This window comes from Bradyrhizobium sp. CCGUVB14 (genome assembly GCF_024199935.1).
In the GTDB taxonomy this organism is placed as follows: Bacteria; Pseudomonadota; Alphaproteobacteria; order Rhizobiales; family Xanthobacteraceae; genus Bradyrhizobium.
On the sequence record NZ_JANADS010000001.1, the window covers coordinates 8,280,476 to 8,293,761 of the forward strand.

Consider the following 13,286-nt stretch of genomic DNA (forward strand, 5'->3'; position numbering starts at 1 on the left):
CCACGGTGAATGTGTGTCGTTCCGCGCGCTCGACCTCAACCTGCTGAAAGTCTTCGAGGCGCTGATGACCGAGGGCAGCGTCACGCGCGCCGCGAGCGCGCTGACAATGACCCAGCCCGCCGTCAGCAACGCACTCGCGCGCCTGCGCGACGCGCTCGGCGATCCCCTGTTCGTGCGATCCGGCACCGGCATCCGCCCCACGCAACGCGCCGTCGTGCTGTGGCAGCCGATCGGCGAAGCCCTGGAAAGCGTGCGCGGCGCGCTCGACGAGCAGGTGTTCGATCCCGGCCGCGCCCAGACCGAATTCACCCTGTCGATGTCGGACTATGTGGCTTCGCTGGTGATGCCGGACCTGCTGAACCATCTCGGCAAGGTCGCGCCGAAGTCGCGCGTGCACACCGTTCCCAATACCATCGTGGAGATCGCCGACCAGCTCGAGGACAACAGGGTCGACTGTGTCTTGAGCGTTTACGTCAACGAGGCGCAGCAGCCGGCCGCCATCCGCTCGCGCTCGCTATGGACGGTCGACTATGCCTGCTTCATGCGGCGCGACCATCCGCTCGCCGCACAAAAGCGGCTGAGCACGCGCGCCTTTCTCAACGCAAGGCATGTCGATGTGAGCCTCGCCGGCAAGACACAGCCATCCTACGATCTGTTTCTCGCCTCGCGCGGGCTGTCACGCAATCTGGTGGCGACGGTCAACCATTACAGCGCAGCCTACGAGACCGTGCGGCAGTCCGACCTCATTGCCGTACTGCCAAGCGATCTCCGCTCGCAGTCGCGCCACGCGCCGTTCCTGCATGCGATGCCGCTGCCGCTCAAGGCGCCGGCACGCATCGTCAGCCTGTTCTGGCACCAGCGCAACGACACCGTGCCCGCGCAGCGCTGGCTGCGCGAGACCCTGGTCGGGATGTTCGCCAAATCGGACTGAGCGGATCAGCCCTTGAGCGCGGTGACAACCACCTCGATCAGCGCGCCGCCACCGAGATCGGCGACGCCGACGGTGGCGCGGGTCGGCAGATCGTCGCCGAAGAACTCGGTCCAGGCCGCATCCATCTCCTTCTTCTTGGAGAGATCCGTGACGAAGATCGAGGCGCTGACGATCCGGCTCTTGTCGGTGCCGACCTCCTTCAGGTAGCCGGCGATCTTGCCGAGGATGTTGCGGGTCTGATCGCCCATCGAGACCGAGGTGTCGTCAGCAATCGTGCCGCCGACGAAGACGAAGCCATTGGCTTCGACGGCGCGGTGCATGATGGGCGTGCGGATGCTGCGGGTGATGCTCATGATGTCTTCTTCCTAAAGCGTGGAGGGATGGAAGCGGTCGATGCCGAGATCGCTGATGCGCGTCTGGGTGCCGCCGTTGACGATCAGCTCCGCCATCACGGCGCCGGCACCGGGGCCGAGCTGAAAACCGTGCAGCGAGAAGCCGAACTGGTGATAGAGCCCCTTGTGGCGGCTGCTCGGCCCGAACACGGGGATATCGTCCTTCATCTTGGCCTCGATGCCGGCCCAGGCGCGGACGATCGTGGCGCTGCGCATCACCGGGAACAGCTCGAACACGGTGCGCGCGCTGATCGCGAGGCTCTTCCAGTCCAGCACCGTCTCGTTGCGGTCCTGATAGGGGGTGGCCAGATGGCCGCCGCCGATCAGCACGGTGCCGTTCTTGAATTGCTTGAAGGAAAGCTTTCGTCCGCGCAGGATCACGACAGGATCGATGAAGTGCGGCACGCGCGAGGTGATCATCAGCATCGGCGCCACGGTCTCGACCGGCACCGGCTCACCGAGATCAGCGGCGATCTTGCCGGCCCAGGCGCCGGCCGCATTGACGAGCACCGGCGCGGCAAAGGTTTCAGTGCCGACGTCGACGTACCAGAGGCCGTCGCTATAGCGGATGTTGGAGGCGGCTACGCCCTCGCGCACGGTCGCGCCAAGCTGCTGGGCCTTGCGCCGAAACGCCGTCGTCGTCTGCGCGGGGTTGGCTGCACCGTCCCGGCGCGAGACGACGCCGCCGGGACAAGTCTCCGCCACAGCGGGCACGAGGCGACGTAGCTCGGTCGCATCAATCAGCTCTTCATGGGTGAAGCCGAACGCGTTGAGCTCGGCGACGCGCGCGCGGCAAACGGCAAGCTCCTCTTCGTTTTCCGCGACCAGCACCTGGCCGTAGCTCTCAAAACTGCAATCGTCGTCGAGGAGATCAGCGATCTTTTCCCAGATCCCCATCGAGCGGATCGACAGCGGGATTTCGGGGATGTGCCGCGCGAGCTGCCGGACACCGCCGGCATTGACGCCGGACGCGTGCCGGCCGGCATAGTCCTTCTCGATCAGCACCGGCCTCAGACCGGCGAGGCACAGGTGCAGCGTGGTCGAGCATCCGTGGATGCCGCCGCCGACGACGATCGCATCCACGTTTTGGGTCATCCGCGTACCACGGCCTTGATATCCGCTTCGCTCTTCGGAACGGCGGCGAGCTCGGCGAGCGTGATCGGCTTCACCGGCGCGCGCAGCCGGTAATAGCCGATCTCCTGAGGGGTCTTGCCACGCGCCTGCGCCATCAGCTCGGTGACGGTGAGGCCGCAGAGCCGGCCCTGGCACGGGCCCATGCCGGTGCGGCGATAGGCCTTGAGCTGGTTCGGCCCTGTCGCGCCGATCGCGACGGAATCGAGAACTTCCTTTGCGGTGACCTCTTCGCAGCGGCAGACGATGGTGTCGCCCGCGGGAATGCGGAATTGCGGCGCGGGACGGAACAGCGTGTCGAGGAAGACGCGGCCGCGCTCCGCCTTGGCGAGATGGGCACGGAGCGTCGCCATCGCGGGAAGCTTTGCCGCCGCCGCAGGCGCCAATGCCTCCACTGCCGCGCGCGCCGCGATGCGGCCGCACACCACGGCGGCATTCGCACCACCGATGCCGGCACCGTCGCCGGCGACCGCGATGCCGGCGACCGAGGAGTTACCGCTCGCATCGAGGACGGGCGACCAACACAGCTGCAGATCGTCCCAGCGATGCTCGATGTCGGCCGACATCGCGAGGTTGACGTTGGGTACGACGCCCTGATGCAGCAACAGCAGATCCGCAGGGATGGTCTCACGCCTGCCGCCGGCGACATAACTCACGCTTGCGAGCTGGCCATCGCCAGCCGCAGAGAGTTCAGTGACGCCGGACACGACCTGCACCTTGGCCTTGACCTCACGCATCATCGACAGGCCCTTGGTGAAATAGGGCGAGGTCAGGAAGGCGAAGGCGTGCGGCAGCGCGGCGACATAATTGCCGCGCTCGGTGGTGTCGAGAATGCGATCGATACGACCGCCGAGCCGCAGGATCTGCGCGGCGAGCAGCCAGAGCAGCGGCCCCTGCCCCGCGATCACGGTGCGGCCATCAGGTACCAGCGCCGACGATTTCAGCATGGTCTGCGCGGCGCCTGCCGTCATCACGCCCGGCAGCGTCCAGCCGGGAATCGGAAATGGCCGCTCCAGCGCGCCGGTCGCGAGGATGACGCGCTTCGCCTTGACGAAGGCCGAGGCGCCGCCGATCGAGACGGCGATATCGAGGTTGCGATCGAGGCTCCAGACCGTCGCACGGTGGATGACCTCGGCACTGCTCGCGCGGAGCGACTGCACGAGATCGGCACCAACCCAATAGTCCGCGCCGAGCTGATCGCGGTCGGTCACCGGCGTCGACGAGATCGCGCGAAACACCTGGCCGCCGGGACCGATATTCTCGTCAAGCAATAGCGTCGACAGGCCGGCTTCAGCTGATGTCGCGGCGGCCGCGAGACCGGCGGGCCCGGCGCCGATCACGACGACATCGTATTCTTCGCGCTTGGGAGCCACGCTCATCGTCCGATCTCCCGCTTGCCCTTCTGGATTTCAATCTGCATGCCCTCGGCCACTGGCACGAGGCAGCCCTGGCGATTGCCGACGCCATCGATGGTGACGAGGCAGTCGAAGCACACGCCCATCATGCAATAGGGCAGACGCGGCGCGCCGCTCACGGCCGTGGAACGGCGCGCGTCCTGATCGGACGCCAGCAGCGCGGCGGAGACGGTGTCGCCCTGGCGCGCCGCGACGGCGACGCCGTCGACGAAGATCTGCACCTGCGGCCGCTTGTCCTGTTCGGATCGTCTAAACATGGGATGCCTCTTGGCTCCTTCAAATGTTTCTAATAGCCGCTGTTGTTCGCCGCTCCCGCGCCGCCGAAGCGGCTGGCGGAGAACGCGCCGACCAGTTCCGGTTCGAGCGCGCCTTGCGCAACCATGCGCGCGATCTCGAAGGCATGGTTGGAGGCCAGCGTCACGCCCGAATGGCAGCAGGCGACGAAGGCGCCGGGATGCGTCTCCGACTGGTCGTAGATCGGAAAGCCGTCTTGCGGCATGACGCGAATGCCGGCCCAGCTCCTGACCACGTTCAGTCGCGCGAGATGCGGAAACATCCGCTGCGCACGATCGGTCATGACAGCGCTGATCGAATGTTTCAGCGCGCGATCGTCGAGCTCATCCTCCTTGCTGTCGCCGATCATCACCGTACCCTCGTCGGTCTGGCGGATCGTGGTCAGCGGATGCGGCAGGAACGGCATGGTGCGCTCGGTCACGACGATCTGGCCGCGGGTCGGCCCCATCGGCGCGTAGAGGCCGACCATCGGCGCCAGCGTCTGGTTGGCATTGCCGGCGGCGAGCACAATCTTCGCGGCACGGAGCTCGCCCTTCGGCGTGGTCAGGCGGAATTCGCCGCCACTCTTGCTGATCGCCGAGACCGGCTGTTCGGGGAAATAGTCGATGCCGAATTCCCTGAACCCGGTGTGGAAGGCGCGGAAGGTCCGCAGCGAATTGACATGGCCGTCGAGCGGACAGTAGCTGCCGCCCGAGACTTCGGGACCGATCAGCGGCAGCGACTTCCTGACCTCGGATGCGGACAGCATCTCCATCTTGTAGTCGGCCGCGCCGACCTGATTGTGCATGCGCTTGACCAGTTCGGTGCGCTGGCCGAATTCGTCCTCGCCGAGCGTGAGATGAAAGCCGCCGTTCTGCTGGAGCGCGACGTCGAGCCCGGTCTGTTGCTTCAGTTCGGACGCGAGCCGCCCCCAGGCCTGCGACGCCTGCACGGTCCACACCGTATAGGCGGGCATGCCGAGGCCCTTGCTCTGCACCCAGACCAGCGCAAAATTCGCGCGCGAAGCACGCTTGGTGATGTCGCCTTCGTCGAGCACGGCCACGCTCTTGCCGAGCCGGCCGAGGCCCCAGGCAATGGCGGAGCCGAGCAATCCGCCGCCAACGACGGCGACGTCATAGTAGGACTTTTGTTTAGACGCGTTTTCTTTACGCGAACCGGCGTCCACTTCGCTCGAAAACGCTTTAGACATAGATTCTCCTATCGTCCCGTATCGCCCTTGCCGGCGAGCACACGGTCGAGCCCGTAGAAGCGGTCGAGCAGAATGAGGGCGGTCATGGTCACAGCGATCACGCAGGCCGAGACCGACGTCACCAGTGGATCGATGTTGTCCTGGATATAAAGGAACATGCGCACGGGCAACGTCTCAGTGCCGGGTGCTGCGAGAAAGACGGTCATGGTGAGATCGTCGAACGACTGGATGAAGGCGAGCGCCCAGCCGCTGATGACGCCGGGCAGGATCAGCGGCAGCGTCACGCGGCGGAAAAGCGTCCAGCCGCCGGCGCCGAGCGACACCGCGGCCATCTCGACCGTGCGATCCATGCCGGTCGCAGCCGCCAGCGTCAGCCGCAGCGCGAACGGAAACACGATGATGACGTGCGCGATGATCAGCGCGGCAAAACTGCCGCCGAGGCCGGCCGAGGTGAAAAAGCGCAGGAAGGCGATGCCGAGCACGACATGCGGGATCATCAGCGGCGACAGGAACAGCGCCGCCAGCGCATCGCGCCCACGGAAACGATAGCGCGCGATCGCGAGCGCCGCCGGCACCGCAAACAGCAGCGCCACGAAGGACGATAGCGCTCCAAGCCCGAGGCTGACCCAGAAGGCATGGATGAACTCGGGATAATTGCCGATCGCCCTGAACCAACGCAGCGAGAAGCCGTTGGTCGGCAGCGACAGAAAACCCTCGGGCGTGAAGGCAACGAGGCAGACCACCAGGATCGGCGCCACCATCACGATAACGAAGATGGTGTGGAAGATCAGCGCCAGCGGCCCGTTCCGTCTCATCGGAACACCTCCGCATAGCGGCGTTCGATCAGCGCGTTGCTGCCGACGACGATCAGCACCAGCGCCACCAGCAGCAGCGTTGCGACCGCCGCTCCCAGCGGCCAATTCAGCGTGTTGAGGAATTCGTCATAGGCAAGCGTCGCCGCGACCTTCAGCCTGCGGCCGCCGATGATCGCGGGGGTCGCGAAGGCGCTGGCCGAGAGCGAGAACACGATGATCGCGCCCGACAGCACACCCGGCATGATCTGCGGCATGATGATGCGGCGGATGATGGTCACGGGTCCCGCGCCGAGCGACATCGCGGCATTCTCGATCTGCGGATCGAGCCGCTGCAGCGCGGCCCAGACCGACAGCACCATGAACGGCATCATCACATGCGCGAGCGCGACGACCATGCCGGTCTCGGTGAACATGAAGGGAATGGGTGAGCGGATTGCACCGAGCGACATCAGCAGCTTGTTGACGAGGCCGTTGTTGCCGCCGAACAGCAGCGCCCAGCCGAGCGTGCGCGCCACCACGGAGATCAGCAGCGGCCCGAGAATGACCAGCAGGAAAAAGCTCTTCCAGCGGCCGCTCATCCGGTTGAGGATGTAGGCTTCAGGTGCGCCGAGCAGAGCGGTGAGCAACGTGGTCAGGATCGCGATCCGGAACGTGCGCCAGAACATCTCGGCGTAATAGGGATCAGTCGCGATCTCCTGCCAGTTCTTCAGGATGAAGACCGGCTCGATGCCCTTGTACTGGCCCCAATCGTGGAACGACAGCATCACGGTCATCGCCAGCGGAATCAGCAGCACGCCGACGAACAGCATCAGGGCGGGCGCCGTCAGCGCCCATGGGGCACGCGCGCTGCGCTCCTCGGCGGCCGCGCTCATGCGACGGTCCTCGCACGCACGCTCATGTCCTCCGGCCGCCAGGTGAGGCGAACGGCCTCGCCTTCAGCCGGCTGCGGTTGACCGTCATTCTGACGGATCACGATCGCCGGACCGCATTCGCTGTCGCACTGGAACAGCCAGTAATTGCCCTGGAAGATGCGCGTGACGATCTTTGCGCTGAGGCCGGCATCGCCGAAGCCGATGCGTTCGGGGCGAATGCTGACGGTGACGGGGCCGCTCAAGCCGGCAGGCGCCGGCGCGCTCCAGGAACCGGCCACCAACCGCGCCGGGGTCGCAGTCCGATCGATGGTCCCGGCAAAATCGTTGGTCTTGCCCAGAAACTGCGAGACGAACGCCGAGGCCGGCTTCTCATAGGTTTCCTGCGGCGTGCCGATCTGCTCGATCTTGCCCTGGCTCATCACCACGATGCGGTCGGACAGCGACATCGCTTCGTTCTGGTCATGCGTGACGAGGATCGTCGTTGTGCCGATGGTGCGCTGGATCTGGCGCAGCTCGATCTGCATCTCCTCGCGCAGCTTGGCGTCGAGATTGGACAGCGGTTCGTCGAGCAGCAGCACGCTCGGCTTGATCACCAGCGCGCGCGCCAGTGCGACGCGCTGCTGCTGGCCACCGGACATCCGGCGCGGATGGCGATCCTCGTAACCGGCGAGGCCCACCATCGCGAGCGCGGCGCGGACGCGCTCGGCTCGCTCGTTGCGCGGGGCGTTGCGCATCTCGAGGCCGAAGGCGACGTTCTCCGCCGCGGTCATGTGCGGAAACAGCGCGTAGCTCTGGAACACGATGCCGAGTCCGCGCTTGGCCGGATGGATCGCGGTCAGGTCCTTGTCCTCGAGCCGGATTGCGCCGCGCGTGGGGTCAAGGAAGCCCGCGATCATCTGCAATGTCGTGGTCTTGCCGCAGCCGGAGGGGCCAAGGAAGGAGATGAACTCCCCCTTGCCGACCGCCAGACTGAAGTCATCGACCACAGTCTGCGCGCCGAACTGTTTGGCGACCCGATCGAGCTCGAGATAGGCCATGAGCTGTCTCCGCTACGAACGATCAGATCAGCGCTCGACCTCGCGGTTCCAGCGCTTGGTCCACTCCTCACGCTTCTCGTTGATGGTGGTCCAGTCCGGATTATAAAGTTTTGCCGCGCGCTCGCCGACCGGGGCCATCTTGCCGAGCTCCGGCGGCACCACCAGCGATTTCAGCACCGGGCCGTAGCCATAGTCCTTCAGCATCACGAGCTGGATTTTTGGATCGAGCAGCTTCTTCACGAAGCTCGATGCCAGCGGCGAGGCGTTGGGCTTCGCGATCGGACAAGCCGTCGTCAGCAGCGTTGCCGCGCCTTCCTTCGGGTACACGAAATCGACGGGGAAGCCGGTATTGGCAAAGCTCTGCACGCGGCCGGTGCCCCACACCGCGATCACGGCCTGGCCGGACTGGAACAGCTCGGTCATCTTGCCCGGCGACGGCTCATAGGCGAGCACGTTCGGATTGATCTGCTCCTTGAAGATCTTGAAGCCCGAGTCCACGTTGGACTCGCCGCCGCCATTCATCTTCGACAACATCACCAGCGCTTCGAGGCCATAGGTGTTGTTGATCGGCGGAATGACCAGCTGCTTGGCGTATTTCGTGTCCTTCAGGTCATTCCACGAGGTCGGCGGCGCCCAGCCTTTCTCGGCGAACACCTTGGTGTTGTACATCAGGCCGGTCGCGACGATGCCGATCGCAACGGCGCGATCATCCTTGAAGCGCGCGGTGTCGTAGAGATCGGCGGCCGGCAGTCCGTCGAGCTTGCCGCAGAAGCCGAGCTGGATCGCCTGGTACATCGGACCGTCATCGACGATGGCGACGTCGATCTGCTGATTGCCCTTCTGCGCCTGCAGCTTCGCCAACGTGTCGGTGGAGTTGCCGGCGACATACTCGACCTTGACGCCGTTCTCCTTCTCGAAGGTCGGGATCACCTCGTCCCGGATCGTCTTCTCGAACGAGCCGCCGTAGCCGGCGACATAGAGCGTTTTCTGCTGGGCCGAGACGGCCGTCGGGACGGCGATGAGCGCTGCGATGCTGACCGCGGTCAGAAGGCGAAAAGTCTTCATGTGGACCGATCTCCAATACCGGAATGAGGTGACGTGCCGACAAATCCCTGGCTGAAGCGCCTTCCGCATTTCCTTCCGCGCCGATCCCCTTTGGAAGCAGGGCTCCGGCCCCTGCTCAGCGGGTTTAGGCGCGATTTGGAGGTTTCAATGCCTCCAAGGTGCCGAAAAAGCGGGCTGTCTCCAGTCCTGATCAAAAAGATTGCAAACCCAGGCTTCCATCGTCCAATGAATAATGGCACCGTCTGCATGCCTAAATGTTATGAATGGAAACTGGGATGGCGCGGATCAATTCGCGGCAGGTGGAGGCCTTCCGGGCAACGATGCTGACCGGCAGCGTCACCGAGGCGGCGGCGCTGATGACGGTGACGCAACCGGCGGTCAGCCGCTTGCTGCGCGACCTCCAGGCGCTGCTGAAAATGGAGCTGTTCGAGCGGCGCGGCACTGGCCTGGTGCCGACCGCGGCAGCGATGGCGCTCTATACCGAGGTGGAACGTTCGTTCGTCGGCCTCGAACGCATCACCGCCGCTGCCGAGGAAATCCGCGGCCGCCGCACCGGCTCGCTGCGGATCGCAGCATTGCCGGCGCTGTCGAACGGTTATCTGCCGCGGCTGACAGGACACTTCCTGAAGGAGCGGCCAAATCTCAACCTGGCGTTCTTCGGCGTGATCTCGCCGATCGTGGTCGACTGGGTGCTGAACAACCAATGCGACGTCGGCTTTGCCGAGGTGCCGATCGCGCACTCAGGCCTACCAACCATGAAATTGCCCGCGCCGGCCCGCGTCGCGGTGCTGCCGACGGGTCATCGCCTCGTGGAGAAGGAAGTCCTGGAGCCACGCGACTTCGAAGGCGAGACGTTCATCTCGCTGTCCGCGGGATCGTCGAGCCGGCATCTCGTCGACCAGCTCTTCCACCGCCACGATGTTCGCCGCGTGCTGCGCGTGGAGACCGCGCTATCCGAGATCATGTGCGGCATGGTGTCGTCGGGGCTTGGGGTCGCGATCTGCGATCCCTTCACGGCGCAGGAATTCTCCACCCGCGGCGTCGTCGTGCGCCGCTTCCTGCCGCGCATCGATTTTGAGTTCTCCGCGGTCTTTCCCGCCCAGCGCAGCCCCTCGCCGGTCGCGCTCGATCTGGTCGAGACCATGCGCAAGTCGCTCGTCGACTTCGAGAGCTAGCCGTTGAATGCCGCCTGTGCCTCCGGCAAGTCCCAGATCTTGCCGATCGCGGCGGTGCCTGCCGCCGTGATCGCGGCCTCATCAGCGCCGAGATAGCGGCCCGCATCGACCAGCATGCGGCCGTCGACCATGACCTGATCGATATTGGCGCGGTTGGCGAGCGCGATCAGTGCGCGGCGCGGATCGAACAGCGGCTGAAGATGCGGATGGGTGAGATCGACGACGGTGAGATCGGCGGTGGCGCCTGGCTCGATGCGGCCGAGGTCCGGTCGCTTGATGACGTCGGCGGCCACCGCCGTATTCGCCTCGATCAGTTCCGGCGAGTTCGCGACATCGGCGCGCTGCGAGGTCACCTTTGAGATCAGCGACGCCGCATTGAGCTCGCCGAGCAGGTCCATGTTGTAGCCGTCGGTGCCGACCACGGTGCGCACGCCGTGCTCCGCGAAGCGGCTGAACGCCGCGGTCACGCCGGCGCGCGCGAAGACGCGCGGGCAATTGAGGACAGTCATGCCGCGCGCGGCCATCAGCTTCAGATCATCGTCGCTGCTGAACATGCAGTGCGCCGCCATCAGATCGGGCGCGAGCAGGCCGAGCCACTCCAGATATTCCGCCGGCGTGCGGCCGCCATAGCGCTTGCCGATGGTCTCGACCTCGGCGCGGCTCTGCGCCATGTGCGTCGTGATGGGAACCCCGAGTTCGCGCGCCCGCGTAGCGCAGGCCTTCAGCAGATCGGGGCCGCAGGTATCGGTGGCGTGTGGGCTCATGGCGAGGCTGATGCGGCCGTCGCCGCGATTGTTCCAGCGCTGATAGAGCGCATCCCATGTCGCCATGTCGGCCGTGCCGTCGTCACCGGAATAGCGGACTACGCCGTCGGCGCCAGCTTTCGCGTCCGATGTCGCGAACAGATAGGGCGCGCCGTAAAAGCGGATGCCCATCTCCTCGGCGGCGTCGAACATCTCGGGGATCGAATTGCGAAACGGCTCCATCACCGTGGTGGCGCCGCCCTTGAGGAGCTGGAGGATACCGAGCCGCGCGACCGCCAGTCGCTCCTCGGCCGATAGAATCTCCGCCCCGCGCTTGGTCAGTGGCAGCAGCACCGTATAGACGATGCTCTGGTTGTTCTTGCGGCCGTTGCCGTCCTCGCTGTGGCTGCGCGCGACGGCCTCGGAGAAGCAGTGATTATGCAGGTTCAGTAGGCCCGGCAACACGAAGCGGCCGGGACGATCGTAGACCTGATCGGCGCGCGGCCTGTCGCGGGTGACCGCCGCGATCTTCTTGCCTTCGACCAGAACCCAATGATCGCGCAGCACATCCTGCGCGCCGTCCTTGCGTGACAGCACATAGCTGCCGAAAATTGCCGTGGTGCTCATGCGGGGCGTACGTTCCAGAAGACGGCGGTGCCGTCGAGAATGCCGGTGATGTCTTTGCGATAGGCGGTCGGCTGCTTGTACAGGCCGATCGGAATATAGGGGATTTCCTCGAAGGCGACTGCCTGGATCTCGCGGCAGATGCGCTGCTGCTCCGCGAGCTCGGACGCCGCCAGCCACTGGCTGCGCAAGGGTCCCATCTTCTCGCTCGCATACCAGCCGGCGACCTTGCCTTCGCCGCGGATGTTGGTGTTGCCGGCCGGGTTGAGCCAGTCGATGCCCTGCCAGTTGCCGACTGCCGCACTCCAGCCGCCCTGCCCGATCGGATCCTTCTTCAACTGGCGCTGCAAGACGACGGCAAAGTCGAGCCCGGCATATTCGACATTCATGCCGGCCTTGCGCAAACTATCGACCGCGATCTCGCCGAGCGGCTTCTGTGCCAGCGAGTTGGTGGGGACCAGTACCACGATCTTCTCGCCATTGTAGCCGGCGGCCTTCAGGTCGGCCTTGACCTTGTCGTAGTTGCGCGGGCCGCGGAACACGTCGAGCCCGACGTCGTTGGCCATCGGCGTATCAGGTGCGAAGAAGCCGATCGGCGAGACCTGGAACGCCGGATCGGTGCCGGCGACGGCCGTCATGAAGGCGGACTGGTCGATGGTGCCGAGCAAGGCACGGCGGACGGCCGGATTATCGAACGGCGGCTGCAAATGATTGAGGCGCAGCATGCAGGCGTAGCCTCTGGGATCGAGGATGCGCGTCTCGATGTCGCCCGCGGCCTTGATGATCGGCAGCAGATCGTGCGGCGTGGTCTCCTGCCAGTCCTGCTCGCCGGTCTGGAGCGCGGCAACACCGGTGCCGGCGTCGGGCGTGGTGGTCCAGACCACGCGGTCGTAATGCACGATCTTGGGTCCCGCCGTCCAATCCGGCTTGCCGTCGGTGCGCGGCTGATAGCGCTCGAATTTGGCGTAGGCGTTGCGGGCGCCCTGCACGCGCTCGTCGGCGAGATAGCGGAACGGACCGCTGCCGATGACGTCGGTCAGCGGCTTGAACGGGTCCTGGCTCGCCAGCCGCTCCGGCATCATGAAGCAGGGATTGATCGCGGCCTTGCCCAGCGCCTGCGGCAGCAGCGGAAACGGACGCTTGAGGCGAAAGCGGATGGTGCGATCGTCCGCCGCCGACAATTCGGCAGTCGCCTCCATCAGCTCGCCGCCAAAACCGTCGCGCGCCGCCCAGCGGCGAATGCTGGCGACGCAATCGCGGGCAAGCACGCGCTCGCCGTCGTGCCAGAACAAGCCGTCACGTAAGCTAAGGTCCCACTGCAGCTGGTCGCCCGAGATCGCATGGCCCGACAGCATCTGCGGCGAGACCTGGAGCGAGGAGCTCATGCCATAGAGCGTGTCGTAGACCATGAAGCCATGGTTTCGCGACACCTGCGCAGTCGAGTAGATCGGATCAACGAAGGCGAGATCGATGACGGGAATGAAGCGCAGCGTGCTCTGGGATTCGGCGCGGACGATGCCCGGCAACGAAAGCGCCGGCACCGTTGCGGCAGCCTTGAGGAGCGAACGGCGAGAGATGGGCATTCCAAGAAGCTCCTGAAGGA

General features: G+C 65.4%; 13 protein-coding genes. 2 read left to right on the forward strand and 11 right to left on the reverse strand.

Going from position 1 to position 13,286, the window contains the following annotated elements; genetic code table 11:
- Positions 1–64 precede the first annotated feature (64 nt).
- Positions 65–931: a LysR family transcriptional regulator gene (locus NLM32_RS38755; protein WP_256562367.1), complete on the forward strand. Its 867-nt coding sequence runs from the start codon at positions 65–67 to the stop codon at positions 929–931.
- Between the two features lie 5 nt (positions 932–936).
- Here NLM32_RS38755 and NLM32_RS38760 read toward each other — a convergent pair whose 3' ends face one another.
- The 9 genes from NLM32_RS38760 to NLM32_RS38800 are packed head-to-tail and all read right to left on the reverse strand — an operon-like array spanning position 937 to position 9,141.
- The gene (locus NLM32_RS38760) at positions 937–1,284 is read right to left on the reverse strand and encodes a RidA family protein (protein ID WP_254133935.1); all 348 of its coding nucleotides are present in this window, start codon (positions 1,282–1,284) and stop codon (positions 937–939) included.
- 12 nt (positions 1,285–1,296) lie between these two features.
- A complete protein-coding gene (locus NLM32_RS38765) occupies positions 1,297–2,418 on the reverse strand; it encodes an FAD-binding oxidoreductase (RefSeq protein ID WP_254133936.1) in 1,122 nt (373 codons plus the stop codon).
- Complete coding sequence (locus NLM32_RS38770; protein ID WP_254133937.1) at positions 2,415–3,833, reverse strand: NAD(P)/FAD-dependent oxidoreductase; 1,419 nt, start codon at positions 3,831–3,833, stop codon at positions 2,415–2,417. The genes NLM32_RS38765 and NLM32_RS38770 overlap by 4 nt, the downstream gene beginning before the upstream one ends.
- Entirely contained in the window at positions 3,830–4,126 is a 297-nt protein-coding gene (locus NLM32_RS38775; protein WP_027545620.1) for a (2Fe-2S)-binding protein, read from the reverse strand. The genes NLM32_RS38770 and NLM32_RS38775 overlap by 4 nt, the downstream gene beginning before the upstream one ends.
- Positions 4,127–4,155: 29 nt before the next feature.
- A complete protein-coding gene (locus tag NLM32_RS38780; RefSeq protein WP_254133938.1) occupies positions 4,156–5,352 on the reverse strand; it encodes an FAD-binding oxidoreductase in 1,197 nt (398 codons plus the stop codon).
- Between the two features lie 8 nt (positions 5,353–5,360).
- Positions 5,361–6,167: an ABC transporter permease gene (locus tag NLM32_RS38785; protein WP_254133939.1), complete on the reverse strand. Its 807-nt coding sequence runs from the start codon at positions 6,165–6,167 to the stop codon at positions 5,361–5,363.
- Positions 6,164–7,039 (reverse strand): ABC transporter permease, encoded by an 876-nt coding sequence (locus NLM32_RS38790; RefSeq protein ID WP_254133940.1) that lies wholly within the window; start codon positions 7,037–7,039, stop codon positions 6,164–6,166. The genes NLM32_RS38785 and NLM32_RS38790 overlap by 4 nt, the downstream gene beginning before the upstream one ends.
- Positions 7,036–8,076 carry an ABC transporter ATP-binding protein gene (locus NLM32_RS38795; protein ID WP_254133941.1) on the reverse strand — a complete coding sequence of 347 codons (1,041 nt, stop codon included), beginning with the start codon at positions 8,074–8,076 and terminating at the stop codon, positions 7,036–7,038. The genes NLM32_RS38790 and NLM32_RS38795 overlap by 4 nt, the downstream gene beginning before the upstream one ends.
- Positions 8,077–8,103: 27 nt before the next feature.
- Positions 8,104–9,141 (reverse strand): ABC transporter substrate-binding protein, encoded by a 1,038-nt coding sequence (locus NLM32_RS38800; RefSeq protein WP_254133942.1) that lies wholly within the window; start codon positions 9,139–9,141, stop codon positions 8,104–8,106.
- A 275-nt stretch (positions 9,142–9,416) separates the two neighbouring features.
- Between NLM32_RS38800 and NLM32_RS38805 the strand changes: the two genes are divergently transcribed.
- Complete coding sequence (locus NLM32_RS38805) at positions 9,417–10,316, forward strand: LysR substrate-binding domain-containing protein (RefSeq protein ID WP_254133943.1); 900 nt, start codon at positions 9,417–9,419, stop codon at positions 10,314–10,316.
- Here NLM32_RS38805 and NLM32_RS38810 read toward each other — a convergent pair.
- A complete protein-coding gene (locus NLM32_RS38810) occupies positions 10,313–11,686 on the reverse strand; it encodes an amidohydrolase family protein (RefSeq protein WP_254133944.1) in 1,374 nt (457 codons plus the stop codon). The two genes, NLM32_RS38805 and NLM32_RS38810, sit on opposite strands and share 4 nt — an antisense overlap.
- Positions 11,683–13,266, reverse strand: coding sequence for an ABC transporter substrate-binding protein (locus NLM32_RS38815; RefSeq protein ID WP_254133945.1), 1,584 nt, complete (start codon positions 13,264–13,266; stop codon positions 11,683–11,685). Before NLM32_RS38815 ends, NLM32_RS38810 begins: the two co-directional genes overlap by 4 nt.
- Positions 13,267–13,286: the final 20 nt, after the last annotated feature.

Coding starts and splice junctions, on each gene's coding strand:
- NLM32_RS38755 (WP_256562367.1), top strand. CDS start 65: ATGACCGAGGGCAGCGTCACGCGCGCCGCGAGCGCGCTGACAATGACC.
- NLM32_RS38760 (WP_254133935.1), bottom strand. CDS start 1,284: ATGAGCATCACCCGCAGCATCCGCACGCCCATCATGCACCGCGCCGTC.
- NLM32_RS38765 (WP_254133936.1), bottom strand. CDS start 2,418: ATGACCCAAAACGTGGATGCGATCGTCGTCGGCGGCGGCATCCACGGA.
- NLM32_RS38770 (WP_254133937.1), bottom strand. CDS start 3,833: ATGAGCGTGGCTCCCAAGCGCGAAGAATACGATGTCGTCGTGATCGGC.
- NLM32_RS38775 (WP_027545620.1), bottom strand. CDS start 4,126: ATGTTTAGACGATCCGAACAGGACAAGCGGCCGCAGGTGCAGATCTTC.
- NLM32_RS38780 (WP_254133938.1), bottom strand. CDS start 5,352: ATGTCTAAAGCGTTTTCGAGCGAAGTGGACGCCGGTTCGCGTAAAGAA.
- NLM32_RS38785 (WP_254133939.1), bottom strand. CDS start 6,167: ATGAGACGGAACGGGCCGCTGGCGCTGATCTTCCACACCATCTTCGTT.
- NLM32_RS38790 (WP_254133940.1), bottom strand. CDS start 7,039: ATGAGCGCGGCCGCCGAGGAGCGCAGCGCGCGTGCCCCATGGGCGCTG.
- NLM32_RS38795 (WP_254133941.1), bottom strand. CDS start 8,076: ATGGCCTATCTCGAGCTCGATCGGGTCGCCAAACAGTTCGGCGCGCAG.
- NLM32_RS38800 (WP_254133942.1), bottom strand. CDS start 9,141: ATGAAGACTTTTCGCCTTCTGACCGCGGTCAGCATCGCAGCGCTCATC.
- NLM32_RS38805 (WP_254133943.1), top strand. CDS start 9,417: ATGGCGCGGATCAATTCGCGGCAGGTGGAGGCCTTCCGGGCAACGATG.
- NLM32_RS38810 (WP_254133944.1), bottom strand. CDS start 11,686: ATGAGCACCACGGCAATTTTCGGCAGCTATGTGCTGTCACGCAAGGAC.
- NLM32_RS38815 (WP_254133945.1), bottom strand. CDS start 13,266: ATGCCCATCTCTCGCCGTTCGCTCCTCAAGGCTGCCGCAACGGTGCCG.